At 48.3% G+C, this 17,551-nt stretch carries 12 protein-coding genes; 7 read left to right on the top strand and 5 right to left on the bottom strand.

The window, feature by feature from the left end; translation table 11 throughout:
- Positions 1 to 169: 169 nt before the first annotated feature.
- Complete coding sequence (locus AB6805_RS29495; protein WP_370913027.1) at positions 170 to 919, top strand: phytanoyl-CoA dioxygenase family protein; 750 nt, start codon at positions 170 to 172, stop codon at positions 917 to 919.
- A gap of 186 nt (positions 920 to 1,105) precedes the next feature.
- Here the strand turns inward: AB6805_RS29495 and AB6805_RS29490 are convergent, their stop codons facing one another.
- The 4 genes from AB6805_RS29490 to AB6805_RS29475 form a co-directional block, all read right to left on the bottom strand.
- Positions 1,106 to 2,914: a RagB/SusD family nutrient uptake outer membrane protein gene (locus AB6805_RS29490; protein ID WP_370913026.1), complete on the bottom strand. Its 1,809-nt coding sequence runs from the start codon at positions 2,912 to 2,914 to the stop codon at positions 1,106 to 1,108.
- A gap of 27 nt (positions 2,915 to 2,941) precedes the next feature.
- A complete protein-coding gene (locus AB6805_RS29485; protein WP_370913025.1) occupies positions 2,942 to 6,490 on the bottom strand; it encodes a SusC/RagA family TonB-linked outer membrane protein in 3,549 nt (1,182 codons plus the stop codon).
- Positions 6,491 to 6,546: 56 nt separating this feature from the next.
- Positions 6,547 to 7,584 (bottom strand): FecR domain-containing protein, encoded by a 1,038-nt coding sequence (locus tag AB6805_RS29480; protein WP_370913024.1) that lies wholly within the window; start codon positions 7,582 to 7,584, stop codon positions 6,547 to 6,549.
- Between the two features lie 67 nt (positions 7,585 to 7,651).
- Entirely contained in the window at positions 7,652 to 8,263 is a 612-nt protein-coding gene (locus tag AB6805_RS29475; RefSeq protein WP_370913023.1) for an RNA polymerase sigma factor, read from the bottom strand.
- 104 nt (positions 8,264 to 8,367) lie between these two features.
- Here AB6805_RS29475 and AB6805_RS29470 point away from each other — a divergent pair, with 104 nt between their 5' ends.
- Positions 8,368 to 8,535, top strand: a complete 168-nt coding sequence (locus tag AB6805_RS29470) for a phosphatidate cytidylyltransferase (RefSeq protein WP_370913022.1) — start codon at positions 8,368 to 8,370, stop codon at positions 8,533 to 8,535.
- 118 nt (positions 8,536 to 8,653) lie between these two features.
- Here the strand turns inward: AB6805_RS29470 and AB6805_RS29465 are convergent, their stop codons facing one another.
- A complete protein-coding gene (locus tag AB6805_RS29465) occupies positions 8,654 to 9,016 on the bottom strand; it encodes a helix-turn-helix domain-containing protein (RefSeq protein WP_370913021.1) in 363 nt (120 codons plus the stop codon).
- Between the two features lie 619 nt (positions 9,017 to 9,635).
- Here AB6805_RS29465 and AB6805_RS29460 point away from each other — a divergent pair.
- The 5 genes from AB6805_RS29460 to AB6805_RS29440 all read left to right on the top strand — a co-directional run bounded on the left by AB6805_RS29460 (position 9,636) and on the right by AB6805_RS29440 (position 17,530).
- Positions 9,636 to 12,791: a SusC/RagA family TonB-linked outer membrane protein gene (locus tag AB6805_RS29460; RefSeq protein ID WP_370913020.1), complete on the top strand. Its 3,156-nt coding sequence runs from the start codon at positions 9,636 to 9,638 to the stop codon at positions 12,789 to 12,791.
- A 33-nt stretch (positions 12,792 to 12,824) separates the two neighbouring features.
- Entirely contained in the window at positions 12,825 to 14,726 is a 1,902-nt protein-coding gene (locus AB6805_RS29455; protein ID WP_370913019.1) for a RagB/SusD family nutrient uptake outer membrane protein, read from the top strand.
- Positions 14,727 to 14,752: 26 nt separating this feature from the next.
- Positions 14,753 to 15,934, top strand: coding sequence for a DUF5000 domain-containing lipoprotein (locus AB6805_RS29450; protein WP_370913018.1), 1,182 nt, complete (start codon positions 14,753 to 14,755; stop codon positions 15,932 to 15,934).
- Positions 15,935 to 15,964: 30 nt separating this feature from the next.
- Positions 15,965 to 17,071: a DUF4998 domain-containing protein gene (locus tag AB6805_RS29445; protein WP_370913017.1), complete on the top strand. Its 1,107-nt coding sequence runs from the start codon at positions 15,965 to 15,967 to the stop codon at positions 17,069 to 17,071.
- Between the two features lie 186 nt (positions 17,072 to 17,257).
- On the top strand, positions 17,258 to 17,530 hold the full coding sequence (locus tag AB6805_RS29440) for a DUF4242 domain-containing protein (protein WP_370913016.1): 273 nt from the start codon (positions 17,258 to 17,260) through the stop codon (positions 17,528 to 17,530).
- Positions 17,531 to 17,551 lie beyond the last annotated feature (21 nt).

The following is a 17,551-nucleotide window of genomic DNA, read 5'->3' as shown; positions in this document are numbered from 1 at the left end:
AAAGGATTAAGGGAGATAGAAGCGGATATATTCGCTTTTATCTCCCTTAAATATTATTAATCTAAAAATCAGAAAAAAATCCAAAAGTAAAAATCAAAGTAATCAGTATAATCAGCGTAATCAGCGAGAAAGACAAAATTCGCGTAATTTGCAAAAGAATAATTGAAACATGACGAACGAAGCCATCACACAACACCGGCTGGAATTAAGCAGGGACGGATATACGGTGATCCCCGGTATATTTCCGGAAAGTGCTATAGAGGAAATGATTGCTTTGATCGACGGCGTGGATCCTACCGGTCCCCTATTCCGGAAAACCAACGACCTCTTTGCCATCCGTTGTTTTTTGCAGGAGGTTCCTGCCATCACCCCGCTGATATTTACACCAGGTATCAGGCAAATTATCCGGGAGCTGTTTGGCGAACAGCATGTGCCGGTTAAATCCATTTATTTTGATAAGCCCGGGCAATCCAACTGGTTTGTGGCCTGGCACCAGGACCTCACTATTTCCGTAACAGAAAAACGCTCCGTAGCCGGTTACGGCCCCTGGACCGTGAAACCCGGCCAGTTCGCAGTACAGCCACCGACAGACATCCTGGAAAGCATCTATACCCTCCGCATTCATCTCGATGATACGGATGAACAGAACGGCGCATTAAAAGTACTGCCCCGCTCACATGCCAAAGGTGTTTACCGGGCAGACAGTATTGACCTGAACGAAACACCGGATGTTAGCTGCCGCGTAAACAAAGGCGGCGTGATGATCATGCGGCCTTTACTGATGCATGCCTCCGGACGCAGCAGCAACGGGCATAACCGCCGTGTAATCCACATCGAATTCAGCGACCGGCAACTGGCGGGTGGCCTCGAATGGGCAGAGGCTCAGAGCGGATTTTGTCTTGGCTCAGGATTACGCTGATTATACTGATTAGCTGGATTTTTACTTTTGGATTTTTTTTGGATTTTTAGATTTTCTTAAAATAATAATTAAGGGAGATAGAAGCGAATATCCGCTGCTATCTCCCTTAATCCTTTATAAAATCCAAAAGTAAAAATCCAGCTAATCAGTATAATCAGCGTAATCCTGAGCCAAGACAAAATCCGCTTAATACCCCGCGTTCTGCTTCAACGTAGCCGTACCGTTTTTAACACTGAGATCGATCTGGCGTTGCGGAATAGGGAACCGCACGTTTTTGCTGGTGAAGTTGCCGTTTACGATGTCGGTGGTGATATTTTTTTCGTAGCTGAAATAGCGGTTCAGTTCTGTTTGTGCGATGCCCCAGCGTACCAGGTCAAAGTAGCGGTGCCCTTCCATTGCCAGTTCCAGCTTGCGTTCAAACTGGATGGCTTTGATGGCCCATGCTTTGCCGTTGGCGGTAAAGGCGCCGGCAGGATAAGCTTTGATGTTGTATTTCGCGGCGGGCGTGTTGGTATATCCGTCCATCGGGTGTGATGGATTCAGGTATGTTTTCACCCAGCCAACAGGATTTGCAGCACGCGTGCGAACGGTATTGACATGGTCCTGTGCAGTAGCCAGGCTTCCGGCCTGGGCCTGGCATTCGGCGGCCATGAGCAGCACATCGGCGAAGCGGATCAGTACATAGTTGATGGCGTTGCCGGGCGCCCAGCCATTACCATCGTAAAACTTATCCTGGGTAGCCTGCATGTACACGTTTTTGATGGCAGCATAAGGGCCAGCGGATTGCTGGTCGCGCACCCAGTTCATACCAGGATGATTACCCCAGTCGAGAAAAGGAATACCGCGGCGGCCAACGGTCCAGTCGAGACGAGGATCCAGGTTGCCTGCATCCGGTGTAAAAGCGGCGCTGCTGGCTAGTCCCATGTCGTTTTTCACAGGATGACTGTTAAAGTCATCGATGTAGGGCAGCCCGTTGGCGTCGGTACGATAAGAGTTCACCAGGTCTTGTGAAGGCTGGTAGAAACCACAGCAGCTGAAAGGTCCGTTGTAAGGATAGTTCAGCATTTCGCCCTGGTTGGCGTTGCCGGTGCCGCCGGAACCATCGTTGGCGCTGTATTGAATGGAGAACACTGCTTCACTGTTATTCTCTGTAAAAGCATCAAAATTATCATGGAACTTTGTAGTGAGGGCGTAAGGAGTTCCTTTGGCAGTAACGCCGTGCGCAATCACATCTTCAAAAATGGGCATGGCTTCCGCATATTTCTTTTCATAGAGCAATGTTTTAGCCAGGTAGGCTTTGGCGGCCCAGCTGTTAGCGCGACCTATTACATCCTGTATTTCATTAAGATTTTCAGCTGCATATTTAAAATCCGCTTCAATCATCGGCCAAACGTCTTTGTCGTTCGGTATTTTATATTCATCTACATCGAGCTTGTTGTAGCTGTTGGAACTTTCATCTACCCAGGGAACATTATCAAACATCTTTTTCAGGTCGGAATAAAAATGTCCGCGAAGGAACCGGGCTTCCGCTGCCAGTTCTTTCTTTTCATCTTCCGTCATATCTGTAACATTTGGCAGGATGTGCAATACAAAGTTACAGCGGCGCACGCCTTCATAGTTTACGCGCCATTTATCATTGAAGAAGCCGTTGGTAGCATTTCCCACGAAGGTGCCGATTTGCAAAATAGCGGCGGCATCACCGGGATCACTGCCTTTATGGGCATCTCCCCCGCATACGCTGCCATAGATCCAGTTATCGGGAGATACGGCAAAACCGCTGCCACCGGAGATATTCACCATATCGCCATCTTTAAAATCCTGCCCGTCCAATGCGCCATAGGCGCCTATGAGCAGCGTATTTACACCCTTTTTATTGGTGAGGGAAGATTCTTCCAGGGAAGATTGCGGGGTGCGTTCGAGAAAACTCTTGCTGCAACCGGAAATGAAGGGAGTTGCAATGGCCGCACTCAATAGTATATGATATAATGATTTCATGATCCTACTTTTTTAAATGAGCAATTGTTAGAAACCCAGGTTGATACCAATGAGGAACTGCCGTTGGTTGGGATATGCGCCTTCGTCTACCCCAAAGTCGGTGATATCGGAACCGCCGATTTCAGGATCCAGTCCGGAATATTTTGTAATGGTGAATACGTTGGCAGCCTGTATATAAACACGCAGCTTTTCTACGTGTATACCCGACAGCAGTTTAGTGGGCAGGGTATATCCGAGCTGCATATTTTTGGCCCGGAGATAAGCGCCGTTTTCCACCATATAGGAATTGGGAACGCCTTGTGTGCTGGTAGATCCATCCACTTCCTGGATAGGCGCTGTTGCGTTGTGGTGATCGGGTCTCCAGGAATCATACAGGGCAGTTTTGCTTTTAGCACTTTCAAAGGATGGATAGAAATCGCGCCACCAGCGTACGTTATTCCAGATATGGTTGCCATGTGTACCGAAGAGGAAGATGCTGAAATCAAATCCTTTGTAAGTTACGCCCAGGTTGATGCCGTAGGAGAAGTCGGGGTTAGGATTGCCGAGGAAGGTACGGTCATCCGGTGTGATGATACCATCGCCGTTCACATCCTGGTAGCGGAAGCGTCCCAGTCCTTCGCCTTCCTGGTAAATGGCGTCTGTGCTGTTGGTTACTTTCTTTGCCTGTTCATCTGCTGCTGCAATTTCAGATTCTTCATTCCAGAAGCCTATCACTTTATATCCAAAGAAAGAGGAAACCGGTTGTCCTACTGCGTTGCGGATGATGTTGCTGCCATCGAAGCGGCGACCGTCGCTATCGAAGTAGTCTACGCCGTCGGCAATTTTCACGATTTTATTTTTATAGGTAGTGAGTGTACCGCTGATGTTTAGCTGCAGATCTTTGTTGATATTTTTATGCCAGCCGATGGAGAAGTCGAATCCTTCATTTTTCATGCGGGCAATATTTACAAAAGGTTGAGCCCCGGTGCCGGCAAGTCCGGGCAGTTCAGGATTGTAGAGCAGGTCTTTGATATCTTTGCGGTAGTAGTCGGCAGAGAAATCTAATTGCCCGTTAAAGAGACTGGCATCGATACCAATGTTTGCATTCACATCGCTTTCCCATTTGGCATCGGGGTTACCGATTTGTGTGCCTGCAAAGCCGGCATTGAGGCCATTGTTAACACCAGCCAGGTCGTAATAGGAAGAGTTGCGGTTACCACCGTAAAGGAAGTAGCCGTTGTTAACGCTGAGGTTGAGCTGGTTGCCCATGATTCCCCATCCGCCGCGGATCTTCAGGTCGGTGATCCAGCTGATCTTCTTCATAAATTCTTCCTGGGAAATACGCCATCCTGCGGTAATAGCGGGGAAGGTGCCGTAATGGTCGTTTACAAATTTGGAGGAACCATCGCGGCGTATGGTAGCGCTTAAAAGATACCGGTCGTTAAATGAATAATCAACGCGGCCCAGGATAGAAAACAGTCCTTCCGATGCCCGGTTACTGTAGTTGGTTTGCGTGCCGGTGCCGGTGCTCAGGTCGGGGAAGTAATCATCGAAAGTGAAGTAATCTTTCGTGGTACCACCTACTGCGCGGTTGCGGCTATCAAAAGATTCCGTACCGGCAATTATTTTCAGGTCGTGTTTATTAAACGTCTGGTGATAGGTAAGGGTGTTGGTCCAGGTCCAGCTATGTGCGTTCACAGATCCTTCTGTGTAGGAATTGCTGGTGGAATTTTCTTTGTTCTCATATTGCGGGAACAGGAAAGAGTGTGACCAGCCGGAGGCTACCTCTCCGCCGAAGCTGGTGCGGAAGGTCAGGTACCTGAGGAAGTCCACTTCTCCATATACATTACCAAACAAACGGGTATTAAGGCCTTTATTATTCCGGGTACGATATTGCATCGCCACAGGGTTAAAAGCGTCTCCCAGTGCGTCGCCGGAGGAACCGGCAAAGTTACCTTTGATATCATATACCGGTATAATGCTTTGTTCGCGCATAGCATGACCAATAGCGGCATCCGACGTATTGATATCTACCGAAGGATTTTCTGACATGGAAAAAGCGAGGTTCTCTCCCACCCTGATACCGGGTGTAATATTATACTGGGTGTTGGAGCGTACCGTATATCTTCTCAGGTAGGTGTTCATTAAAGTTCCCTGCTGATTAAAATAATTAAGGGAGAAGAGATAGTTCCCTTTATCGCCGCCGCCGCTCACCGCTACATTGTGGCTGGTGATAGGCGCCGGGCGGAAGATCTCGCGGTACCAGTTGGTACCTGCTTTGTTGGCCTTTGAAATCTGGTAGAAGCTGTTATAATCGTCGAGGTCAGTATAGTTTGGATTTACATAATAGAGAGATGGGTCAACGGAAGGATCTCCTTCCATTGCGCCCGATGGCAGGATGTAATCCGGGATAACGGGTTTTGTACCGTTGCCATAGAGTTCTGTTCCGGGATCTAATCCGGAATTTTTATAGGCCAGCCACCGGAGGTCGGCCTGTTCCTGCGGGTTGAGGGTATTCCATACGTTACCTTTCTTTGGATATTGCCGGCCATAGTAGCCGTCGTATGCCACCTTTACCTTGCCGGAACCGCGGCGGGTGGTGATGATGATCACTCCGTTAGAGGCACGGGAACCATAAATGGAAGCAGCGCCGGCATCTTTTAATACCTGCAGGCTGGCTACGTCGTTGGGGTTGAGGTCTGCGATATCGGTGGTAGGTACGCCGTCCACTACATAAAGCGGGGAATTGGCGCCGAAGGTATTCACGCCACGGATGCGGATCTGCGGGGATTCGCCCGGCTGACCGGAGCCTATAACGGTAACGCCTGATGCCTGTCCCTGTAGCTGTTCTGTTACCTGGCCGGAAGGTTGTTTTTTCAGGTTATCGATATTCACTACCGCCACGGAGCCTGTCAGGTCTTTCTTTTTCTGCGTGGTATAACCGGTAACCACTATTTCGTTCAATGCACTGGAACCTTCTTTCATGGTAACATTGATGAGTGATCTACCGCTAACGGGTATACGTTGTGCTTCGTACCCGATGAAAGTGATATCCAGTTCGTCACTGCTTCTTCCCGGGGCGGAAATGGTATAAGAACCGTCGGCGTTGGAAACGGTACCGATGCTGGTGCCCGCGATGCGAACCGTTACACCGGCCACGGGGTTTCCTTTTTCATCCCTTACCACGCCCTTTACCGGGTGTTGTTGCTGTATGCCGGCGGGTTCTGTGGGAGCAGGAACAATGGCTTTTTCTGTGACCATGTAAAAGTGTTCCCGCACCTTTTCGAAGTGGAGGTTAAAGGGCGACAAGGCCTTGCCCAGGGCTTCTTCTGCCGACTGGCAGGCAGCTACCGACAATTGTATCTTTTTGTTTTTAACCAGGTTGCTTTTGTAGGCGATGGATACGCTGAAATGTTCTTCGATGAGGTGGAGAACTGTTTTCAGGGATGATTCATCTGGTTGTGCTTCCGCACTGTTACCGGTGGCGGGGGGAACCGGCTGATTGCCGGCATCAGCCAATTCCTGAGCTGATACCGTTTGGGACAGGAAATACAGGGCCAATGCTTGCATCAGCAAAACACGTAAACCTTTTTTCATCTTGAACAGGTTTTAACGATTAAGAATAAGACATCTATAAAATTGAGCGGCGAATGTTACGGTTTATGGATCCAGACTTCGTCGCCTCTTTGGTTGAATTGCATACGGAAAACCTTACCCAGCTGTGTCATCATAGTATCGGCGTTATAAACGATAGGCATTGAACCCGATACTTTATAGTTTAATAGTTGTGTGTCGCGAACGATCAGTTTTTTACCAAACACCTGTTCCATGAAGATGGCTGCATCTGCCAGTGTAAAATCATCCATAATTAACCGGCCGGTGTGCCAGGAGGTGTAGTGTATGGCATCTACACTTTTTTTGGTATAGTCGCCGTCCTGTTTGTTGTACCGGAGCATTTCCCCGGGCTGCAGGTACAGCGCTGCGGCTTTTCCTTTACTGGTTTCGCCTATATTGAGCAGGATGCTTCCCTGCTGCAGTACTACTACTATTTCTTTACCGGTGCTGTTTACATTAAACTGTGTTCCCAGCACTTCCACGTCGAGGTTATCGTAGGTATGCACAATAAACTGCTGTTTGGAGGCGGTATGTTTTACATGAAAAAAGGCTTCTCCATCGAGCCATACTTCGCGCTGCCCGTTTCCGGCAACAGCATACAGCAGGCGGGAATCGGCGTTCAGCGTAACTTCTGAGCTATCCGGCAACATCAGGTGCCTGGTTTCTCCCAGCCGGGTATAAGTGCTGAGGATGGCCGGTTGCTGTATGGCAGGCTTCCACCACCACCAGGCTGCAGTGAGCAGGATACCGAGTATCACGGCCGCTGCATATTTACCCACATTTCTCCAGATAGACGGACGTATTGGGATGGTTGCTTCTTCTTCCTCCTCTTCCAGTCCATTCAGCACGGCATCCCACAGTTGTTCCTTGTCCGGTGCGGACAGGGAATAGTCGCGGAAGCGGATGCTTTGCACGAGTTGCCTGGCGTCGCTGATGACGGGTTCTTTTTCCGGGTGTTGTCTGAGCCATGATTCCCAGAACACATTCCTTTGCTCCGGGTGTAGCACCCATTGCTGAAAGTCCTCGTCCATCGCAAACTCCCGGGCCGTGTATGATAAATAGTTACTGGCTGCCAAGAGAACGTGCTTTTACCTAAAGAGCAGGTTAAGCTCAAAATCTCATCACTTTTTTAAAAAATATTTTTTATTTGCCCAAAAGCAGCAACAGGAGCGGTAGCGGGAGGTTCTTTTTGAGGATGCCGATGGCTTTGGAGATGGTATTATATACAGAATCTACCTGCATGGACATGATATCTGCGACTTCAGTATAGCTCAGGTTCTGGAAGAAACGGAGATAGATGGCTTCACGCTGGCGCCGTGAGAGGTTGCTGAGGGCTTCCTGGAGGAGGCGCTTTTGTTCTTCTATGGTTTCGTGCTGGATTAACTGGTTTTCGAGCGGAAGGGTGTATTCAAATTCGAAGGCTTCCCATGATTCGCGGTGCTGGTACCGGCGATCTTTACGCAATGCGCGGAGCAACCGTCTTCTCAGGCTGCTGATCAGGTAATACCGGACATTCCCGATATTGGCAGTCAGGTGTTCCCTGCTGATCCAGAGATCCTGGAACAGGTCCTGCAGACAGTCTTTCACCCTTTCCTTATCCTGGCAGAAATGCATGCCATAATGAAAGAGGTCATCGATGTGTGCATCGTATATGCCGGCGAAAGCGTGGCGGTCACCCTGTAGAAAGAGTCCCCAAAGTGAGGAATGGGAAGCCACCACGTGCAGCCCCGATCTGAAGGCTTTCCCTGTATTCATGCTATTCTGGTTGATCTGCTAAAGCTTGTTAATTATTCTGACACTTGCAAATATTTTTTGGTACAGGATATGTCTGGTAGTATATAACATTAAAACTGAATGATATGAAAAACCTCCCTTATTTGTTACTGTCATGCCTGGTACTTTTACTCAGCAGTTGTGAAGTTATAGGCGGAATATTCAAAGCAGGCGTGTGGACCGGCATATTAGCCGTAGCAGTGGTGGTGGGCCTGATCATTTTCTTAATAAGCCGCGGCGGCAAGCGGGGCTAATGCTTTATAAATGCAGCCTTGTAACGGTGTTACAAGGCTGTGTTGTTATCATGGGTGTTTATCGTAGTGATGGTTGTTAAAGGTAACCATGCGGTTGTTAAAGGGTATTTATTACGCTTCAGCGATTTTTTTCCTGCTCCTGCTTCAACATCGCTTCCAGCAATTCAATACGCTTCCGTTCTGTAGCCAGGAGCTGATCGTATAAAGCCACAATTTTTTCGATGGGATTAAACTGGTAATTGATCACGGTATTATTCTGGTCATACACATTGTTGATGATCACGTCTTCCCGGAAATTACGGATGACGTCCGGCGATACTTCCAGGGCGGAAGCCACTCTCTCCAACCGTTCATCATCCATCGACTCACAATTCTCCATTTTAGATAATGCCTGTTGTGTAACGCCTAACCGACGCGCCAGATCAGCCTGCTTAATGCCCCGGATTTCCCGGAGGCGGGCAATTTTCTGACCAATATTCATAGTAAAAAAAGTTTTGCTTTCTAAAAGTACGTCAAACAATCAAATAATAGCTGATCCGGTACTTTTTTCAAATACTTTATATACAATAAGTTAGCAGGATTGTCAGTCAGGCCGTTTGTAAAACACAACTATACAGGTTGTATTTTACAACCTGTAAAACTTGCATTACGCGCAATATTATGGAATCTTTGTTTTGGTGCTGCAACAGTTCCTATATGCTTAAAACAGCACCTGCCCACAACCAGATGATAAACATTCCCCTATTTGTGATCCACGTATGAAGCAATGTTTGTTAAGGGGAAAAGAATAATGACCAAGACAAAGTACTGAGATTAACATTCCGGCAGCAACCGCCGGAAAGGATGTATGTTTTTTTTAACCACGCTTGCAATCGATTACAAGAAAAATTGACCGCCACAAAAAATCCGTTATGAATTATTATCTCCTGATGAAAACATCCGGCGCATAGCCGTGTACTGGCAACATTCTCCTGAACAAAGGTGATTACCGCAGTTGCTATTCCACTGATCCACCGGATAAAAATACCGGTGGAAATGGCCTTTCCATGTCTGTAACGGAAACGTATACACGAATTTTATCCATCTTTTAAAAACAATTTATGCGAGACAAATTTTACGTTGGTATAGTAGCCATATTGCTGCTTTTATTCCGGCTGCCTGCCTCTGCTGACGCCATTCTCCCGGTGGCCGACAAGGAAGTAAGGGGACTGGTAACAGACAGCAGCGGCGTTCCCATGATAGGCGTAACCATCGCTGTAAAGAATAAGCCAGGGGTGGGCACCGCCTCCGACGTCAACGGACGGTATATCCTGAAAGTACCGGACAACGCGTCCCTGATATTTTCCATGATAGGCTTCACCTCACAGGAGATCCCGGTAAATGGCAGGGAGGTAATCAATATCATCATGCGGCCTTCCTACAACCAGCTGGGAGAAACAGTAGTAGTGGCTTTTGGTAAACAGAAAAAAACGGATGTAGTAGGCGCCGTAACCACTATTAACCCCGCTGAATTAAAAGTGCCGGCCAGCAACCTGACTACCGCACTGGCAGGCCGCATTGCGGGCGTCATTGGCTACCAGCGCAGCGGCGAACCAGGCCAGGATAACGCGGATTTTTTCATCCGCGGCGTAACTACCTTCGGCTATAAAAAAGATCCGCTGATACTGATAGATGGTATAGAACTCACCGTAACAGACCTCGCCCGGCTGCAACCGGATGATATTGCCAGCTTCTCTATCATGAAAGATGCCACCGCCACCTCCCTCTACGGCAGCCGCGCTGCCAATGGTGTAATACTGGTCACTACCAAGGAAGGAAAAGAAGGGAAAGCCGCCATCACTGTCCGGCTGGAAAATTCCCTGGCCTCCCCTACCCGCAATGTGGCACTGGCAGATCCCATCACTTATATGCGGCTGAATAATGAAGCGGTACTCACCCGCGATCCACTCGGGCAGCTACCTTACACAGATCAGAAAATTGATAACACCATTGCCGGCATTAATCCTTACATGTATCCGGCTACCGACTGGAGAGGCACACTTTTCAAGAGCTATACCACCAACCAGCGCGCCAACCTCAATGTAAGCGGTGGCGGCACTGCGGCAAGATATTATGTGGCCGGCTCTTTCAATAAAGACAATGGCATACTGAACGTAGATAAACGGAATAATTTTAACAGCAACATCGACCTGAAAAATTATTCGCTCCGTTCCAATGTAAACGTGAACATCACCAAATCTACCGAGATGGTGGTTCGTTTAAGCGGCTCCTTCGACGACTACACCGGTCCTATCGACGGAGGCGCAGACCTGTACAAAAAGGTAATGCGCACCAATCCCGTGTACTTCCCGGCCTATTACCCGGCAGATGCAGACCACCAGTATGTTCAGCATATTATGTTCGGCAATTATGATGATGGCACCAACGCCTATCTGCTGAATCCATATGCCGACATGGTAAAGGGATATAAAAATTATTCCCGCTCTATGATGGCGGCGCAGTTTGAAGTAAAACAAAACTTATCGGCGCTGACAGAAGGTTTGAATTTCCGGACGATGGTAAATGTAACACGCAATACTTATTTTGATGTAACCCGTGCCTACAGCCCCTTCTGGTACCAGGCAGGTTCTTATGATAAACTACAAAACACCTTTAAACTGGAACTGCAGAACGAAGAACTGGGCACAGAATACCTGAATTATGTACCCGGCGCCAAAACAGTGAACTCCAGTTTTTATATGGAATCCGCACTTAATTATAACCGCACTTTTCACAAGGATCATACCCTGAGTGGTTTGTTTGTGTTTATGGTACGTAACAATCTTACCGGTAACGGCGCGGATCTGCAGGCGTCACTGCCCTTCCGCAACGTGGGCCTGGCAGGACGCGGCACCTACTCTTACCAGAACAGGTATTATGTGGAGCTGAACTTTGGCTATAACGGGTCGGAACGTTTTCATGAATCGCACCGCTATGGATTTTTCCCTTCTGCGGGCGTAGCCTGGAGCATTTCCAATGAGAAATTCTTTGAGCCTTATAAAAATGCGATTTCCAACCTGCGGCTCCGCGCTACTTACGGGTTGTCCGGTAACGATGCGATCGGTGATCCAAACGACCGCTTTATGTACCTCTCCAATGTAAACATGAACGACGCCGGCAAAAGTGCAGTATTTGGCCGCGACAATGGCTACAGCCGGCCAGGTATTTCACTCTCGAGATATGCAGATCCTAACATCAGCTGGGAAACTGCTAAAAAAGCCAACCTGGGCCTGGAGCTGGGCCTGTTTGGCAAACTGGATATCATGGCCGACTTCTACCAGGAACAACGCAGTAATATCCTCATGACCAGAACTGCCACACCAGCCACTATGGGACTTTCCGCCCAACCCCGCGCCAACGTGGGCGCCGCCGAAGGAAAAGGAATCGATCTCTCCGCCGATTACAACCATTCTTTCAACCAGCACTTCTGGATCCAGGCAAGGGCCAATTTCACCTATGCCACCAGCAAGTTCACCACGTATGAAGAACCTTCGTACGATGGCGCACCCTGGAAACTGCACGTGAACTACCCCATTTCCCAGCAATGGGGATACATCGCGGAACGGCTTTTTGTAGATGATGCGGAAGCAGCAAAATCGCCCCGCCAGAATTTTGGGGAATATGGCGGCGGAGATATCAAATATCATGATGTAAACGGCGATGGGCAAATCACCCAACTCGACCAGGTGCCATTGGGCTTTCCCACCACGCCCGAAATCACTTATGGATTCGGGTTTTCTGTAGGCTATAAACGATTCGATCTCTCTGCATTTTTCCAGGGACTGGGCCGGGAATCGTTTTGGATCAATGCACGCGCCACTGCGCCTTTCATGACCTATTACTATGATAATGAAACACTGTCCGGTAAACCACAGAACCAGCTGCTGCAGGCATACGCCGACAGTCACTGGTCAGAAGAGCACCGCGACCTGTATGCTTTATGGCCACGGCTCAGCACTACCGCCATTGGCAACGACAACAACTCCCAGCAAAGTACCTGGTTTATGCGGAATGGCGCTTTCATCCGGCTGAAGCAGGTGGAAATAGGTTATACCGTTCGGCAATGGGCGCATATGAGAACTTTACGTGTATACACCAACGGTACCAACCTGCTTACCTGGAGCAAGTTTAAACTATGGGATGTGGAGATGGCCGGTAACGGCCTCGGTTACCCGGTACAACGGGTATTCAACGTTGGCGCACTCGCCACTTTCTAAACATCCGCTTTCTTATTCTTTTAACTGCATGTTATGAAAAAGATCATCTGCCTGATATTCATTGTTACGTTACCACAGCTTTTCATCAGCTGTAAAAAATACCTGGACATAGTACCGGATAACGTGGCTACCATCGACTATGCCTTCCGGCTCCGTTCTACTGCCGAAAGATTTCTTTTTACCTGCTATTCCTATATGCCGGCGTTGGGCAACTTTGATGGTAATCCGTCTAATGCCGCCGGAGATGAATACTGGCTGCCCGTTACCAATACCTCCAATGCCTGGCAGATTGCCCGTGGCAACCAGAATGTAGTGAACTGCTATATGAATTACTGGCAGGGTACTGCCGGTGGTAAAGACTTGTTTGAAGGGATCCGGCAATGCAATATTTTCCTGGAAAACATTGGTAAGGTGCCCGATATGGAAAGCACCGAAAAAGAACGCTGGGCAGGGGAAGCAAAATTCCTGAAAGCCTATTATCATTTCTGGCTGTTCCAGATGTATGGCCCTGTTCCGCTCATCAAAAACAACGTACCTGTAAGCGCCGGCGAGGAGGAAGTATATCCAGCCAGAGAGCCGGTAGATTCCTGTGTGAACTACATTGCCTCGCAACTGGACGAAGCTGCTGCACAACTGCCGGACAAAATAGAGAATGAAGTATCAGAGCTGGGCCGCGTTACCAAAGCCATTGCATTAACGGTAAAAGCACAGGTGCTGGTACTGGCTGCCAGCCCGCTGTTTAACGGCAACTCCGACCACGCCGGTTTTAAAGGTCCCGATGGCCGGTTGCTGTTTGCCCAAACCAATGATCCGCAGAAATGGGTACGCGCCGCCGCTGCCTGCAAAGCTGCGCTCACGCTTTGCGAGTCGCAGGGATACAAACTATATACCTTCAATCCGCAGTTCTTTCAGTATAAAATTTCGGACACCACGCGGATAGAACTCAGTATCCGCAATGCCGTATGTGAGAAATGGAATCCCGAAATCATATGGGGCCATACCAATAGTTTGGCCGGCAGCATACAAGCCAGCGCCACTCCGCGCGGACTGGATCCTTCTAAAACGGCTAACAGCGCCACCGTGGGCAACATCGCCCCTACCCTGAAAATAGCGCAGCTATTTTACACCAATCATGGTGTACCGATCACAGAAGATAAGACATGGGACTATAACGGCCGTTTTAAACTGCGTACCGGCACGCATGCATACCGGTACGACCTGCAGGAAGGTTATCAGACCGCAGCCCTTCATTTCGACCGGGAACCCCGCTTTTATGCCGATCTGGGATTTGATGGTGGCATCTGGTACGGACAGGGTTTGTTTAACGACAACGCCAATCTCTTTTTTGTATCCAGCAAAAAAGGACAACCAGCCAGTGCGCAGAACCAGTCGTCGTACTCCGTTACCGGTTACTGGCCTAAAAAGCTGGTGAACTTCAACAACGTAATCGGCGATGGCACCACCTACACCATTCAAAACTATCCGTGGCCTATTTTGCGACTGGCGAACCTGTACCTACTATATGCAGAAGCTGAAAATGAAGTCAATGGCCCCAGCGCAGAGGTGTACCGGTATATCAACCTTATCCGCGAGCGGGCTGGCTTAACATCCGTGGAAAGCGCCTGGACCAACTATGCGCGTAACCCTGCCAAGTTCACCACAAAAGAGGGCATGCGTGATATCATCCAACGGGAACGGCTGATTGAATTAGCCTTTGAAGGACAACGCTATTGGGATCTCCGGAGATGGAAGAAAGCTGTGGATGAACTTAACAAACCCATTACCGGGTGGGATCTGGCGCAGGAAGACGCCACCGCTTATTATCGTGAAAAAGTGATCTATAACCAGGTTTTCACCACCAGGGATTATTTATGGCCGATACCCGAATCAGAGTTGCTAAGTAATAAAAAGATCAATCAAAATCCCGGCTGGTAATCTGTTTACAAAAAAAGAAATTAACTATGAAAAAATATATCATACCTGCTCTGCTTTGTGCTGGTTTATACTGCTGTAAAGAGGACGGCGTTCAGCCGCTTAACAAAGACCAGGCGCCTGGACCAGTTACCAACGTAAGCGCCGAAAGTATTGCCGGCGGCGCCAATATCAGTTACAGTCGCCCGAAAGACAAAGACCTCCTGTACATAAAAGCCGTGTACTCCATCCGGCCAGGCATTGAGCGGGAAGTAAAAGCATCTTACTATCAGCATATGCTGACCATAGACGGATTTCCCGACACACTGGAATACCCGGTGAAACTTTATGCCGTGAGTCGTGGCGAAAATATGTCGGAGCCGGTCACCATCTCCGTAAAACCACTTACGCCACCGGTAAAACAAGTATTCCAGCACCTGACGCTCGCTGCTACCTTCGGCGGCGTAAGGGTCAACTTCGTAAATAATTCAGAAGCTGATGTGGTGATTACCGTACTGGCGGCTGATTCCACAAACGACTTGGTACCGGCGGAAACATTTTATACCAAAAGAAAAGCAGGCACGTTTGCCGCCAGGGGCTTTAATACTACCAAAAGAAAATTTGCCGCCTTTGTGCGTGACCGCTGGAACAATCACTCCGATACGCTGTATGCTGAACTATCGCCTTTATTTGAACAGAAACTGGAGAAAACAAAATTCAAAGAAGTAGATCTTCCGACGGATACCTATGCAGGACACATCAGCAGTAAAATTCCCTATCTCTGGGATGACAAGCTGGGCAACGCCGGTACCTCCATCTTCCATACCAAACCAGGCAGCGGCCTGCCGCAGTGGTTTACGATCGACATGGGCGTTACTGCTACCCTGAGCCGCTTCAAGTTACATCACCGTGATGGCAGCACCGCCGACGGGTCTTATACCGGCGGCGATCCAAAAATATATGAGGTCTGGGGCAGTAACAATCCATCCAGCGATGGCAGCTGGGACAACTGGGTATTGCTATCTGGTTTTGAATCTGTAAAACCATCTGGTACACCCGATGGTGCCATCACCACGGAAGACAAACAATTTGCCACTGTAGATGGAGAAGATTTTGATTTTCCGCCCGATGTACCACCTGTAAGATACCTGCGCTTTAAAACCGTCAAAGTATGGGGTGCGCTGGATCATATCTACATCGCAGAACTTACCTTCTGGGGCAATGTGAAGTAAAATGTTATCATCAAACACAAATAACTGATCATGAAAATATATAACGCCTGTTCATTAGCGCTGCTCCTGCTGTTTGCTGCCTGCAGCAAAATGGACGACACCTACAAACAGTTCATTAAAAACGGAGAAATCCCCTACGCCGGTTCAGTAGATTCCGTAAAGGTTTTTCCCGGTGATAACCGGATCCAGTTGTCGTGGCTGGTCAGCGATCCCAGGGTGACTAAAGCCAAAATTTACTGGAATAACAAAAGTGATTCCCTGGATATGGTGTTGAAAAGACAATATGATGTAGACACCATCAACGTAATCCTCTCCCCGGTAGCCGAAGGCGCTTACTCTTTCGATATCTATACTTTTGATGACGAGGGAAACAAGTCCATAAAAGTAAGTACCACTGGTCAGGTGTATGGTGAGCGTTATATCAGCTCATTATTACCCAGACCTGTTAAAAGCGCGCTGTACTCCAACGGCAAAGTAGCCATTACCTGGGGAAGCGCAGATACCCACGTAACAGGTACAGAAATAAGCTATACAGATGCTGGTGGTACGGTGCAGCACATCAGCGTACCGGTAGATTCCAATACCACCACCCTGTCTAATTTTCTTTTCAGTGATAATACCGATCTCGCTTACACTACGGTATACTTGCCGGATTCCAGCGCTATCGACCTGTTTAAAACAGCCTACGAGGCGATTGCGGTAAAGGGCCCGCCGGTGGAATATGCCAAAACAGGGTGGACGGCCACCGCATCTGACTATGACGAACCCTCCGGCCGCGGGCCCGCCAATGCGATCGATAACAAAGCATCTACCGTATGGCACATGTCGAAAGTTGCAGGTCTTACTTATCCGCGTACCATTACAGTAGATATGGGTACCCTCAACCAGGCCTATGGCTTTACCTTCACACAACGTACCCCGCTGGACGGACCATTGAAACTGATTGAAATTGAAGTGAGCGACGATAATACCACCTGGCAACCGCTGGGCGCGTTTACCTTGTTATCTGCAGCAGATAAGCAATACATAGACCTGGCGGAAACGGTGAGTTTCAGGTATTTCAGGGTGATTGTGCGGTCGGATTATAAGAATGGAAATTTTTCTGCGCTGGCGGAAGTGGGCGTATATAAACGTTAAAGGAGCTGTTTTGATAAAAAGGCCGCAGGTATTGTACCTGCGGCCGCTTTTCGGTTTTACCTGAACGATTTCTTAGAATAAATGCTTATATTTAGGATGTACATTTCTTACTACTCCACTACCTGTAAAAACCCCGGCAAGAAGCAAGATTTAACTTCATAGGATAAAAAACTAAAATCTACCATTATGCCTAAGTATGTTATCGAACGCGAAATTCCTGGTGCAGGTAAACTCTCAGGAGAACAGTTGAAAGCTATTTCACAAGCTTCCTGTGGCGTCTTAAGTAATATGGGTCCGCAAATTCAATGGATCCATAGTTATGTGACTGCTGATAAAATTTATTGCGTTTACATTGCCCCTAATGAAGAAATGGTTCGTGAGCACGCGAAGCAGGGAGGATTTCCGGCGAATGCTGTCAGTGAGGTGGCTACTGTTATTGATCCTACAACTGCGGAGTAAAATGTTATAGTATTTTAAAAG

The organism is Chitinophaga sp. RCC_12 (genome assembly GCF_041360695.1).
Taxonomy (GTDB): Bacteria; Bacteroidota; Bacteroidia; order Chitinophagales; family Chitinophagaceae; genus Chitinophaga.
The sequence above is the reverse complement of the archived record's forward strand: the minus strand, read 5'-3'. Positions and strand labels throughout refer to the sequence as shown.

Bases quoted from the DNA above. Each gene is read 5' to 3' on its own strand.
- AB6805_RS29495 (WP_370913027.1), top strand. From the start codon at position 170: ATGACGAACGAAGCCATCACACAACACCGGCTGGAATTAAGCAGGGAC.
- AB6805_RS29490 (WP_370913026.1), bottom strand. From the start codon at position 2,914: ATGAAATCATTATATCATATACTATTGAGTGCGGCCATTGCAACTCCC.
- AB6805_RS29485 (WP_370913025.1), bottom strand. From the start codon at position 6,490: ATGAAAAAAGGTTTACGTGTTTTGCTGATGCAAGCATTGGCCCTGTAT.
- AB6805_RS29475 (WP_370913023.1), bottom strand. From the start codon at position 8,263: ATGAATACAGGGAAAGCCTTCAGATCGGGGCTGCACGTGGTGGCTTCC.
- AB6805_RS29470 (WP_370913022.1), top strand. From the start codon at position 8,368: ATGAAAAACCTCCCTTATTTGTTACTGTCATGCCTGGTACTTTTACTC.
- AB6805_RS29465 (WP_370913021.1), bottom strand. From the start codon at position 9,016: ATGAATATTGGTCAGAAAATTGCCCGCCTCCGGGAAATCCGGGGCATT.
- AB6805_RS29460 (WP_370913020.1), top strand. From the start codon at position 9,636: ATGCGAGACAAATTTTACGTTGGTATAGTAGCCATATTGCTGCTTTTA.
- AB6805_RS29455 (WP_370913019.1), top strand. From the start codon at position 12,825: ATGAAAAAGATCATCTGCCTGATATTCATTGTTACGTTACCACAGCTT.
- AB6805_RS29450 (WP_370913018.1), top strand. From the start codon at position 14,753: ATGAAAAAATATATCATACCTGCTCTGCTTTGTGCTGGTTTATACTGC.
- AB6805_RS29445 (WP_370913017.1), top strand. From the start codon at position 15,965: ATGAAAATATATAACGCCTGTTCATTAGCGCTGCTCCTGCTGTTTGCT.
- AB6805_RS29440 (WP_370913016.1), top strand. From the start codon at position 17,258: ATGCCTAAGTATGTTATCGAACGCGAAATTCCTGGTGCAGGTAAACTC.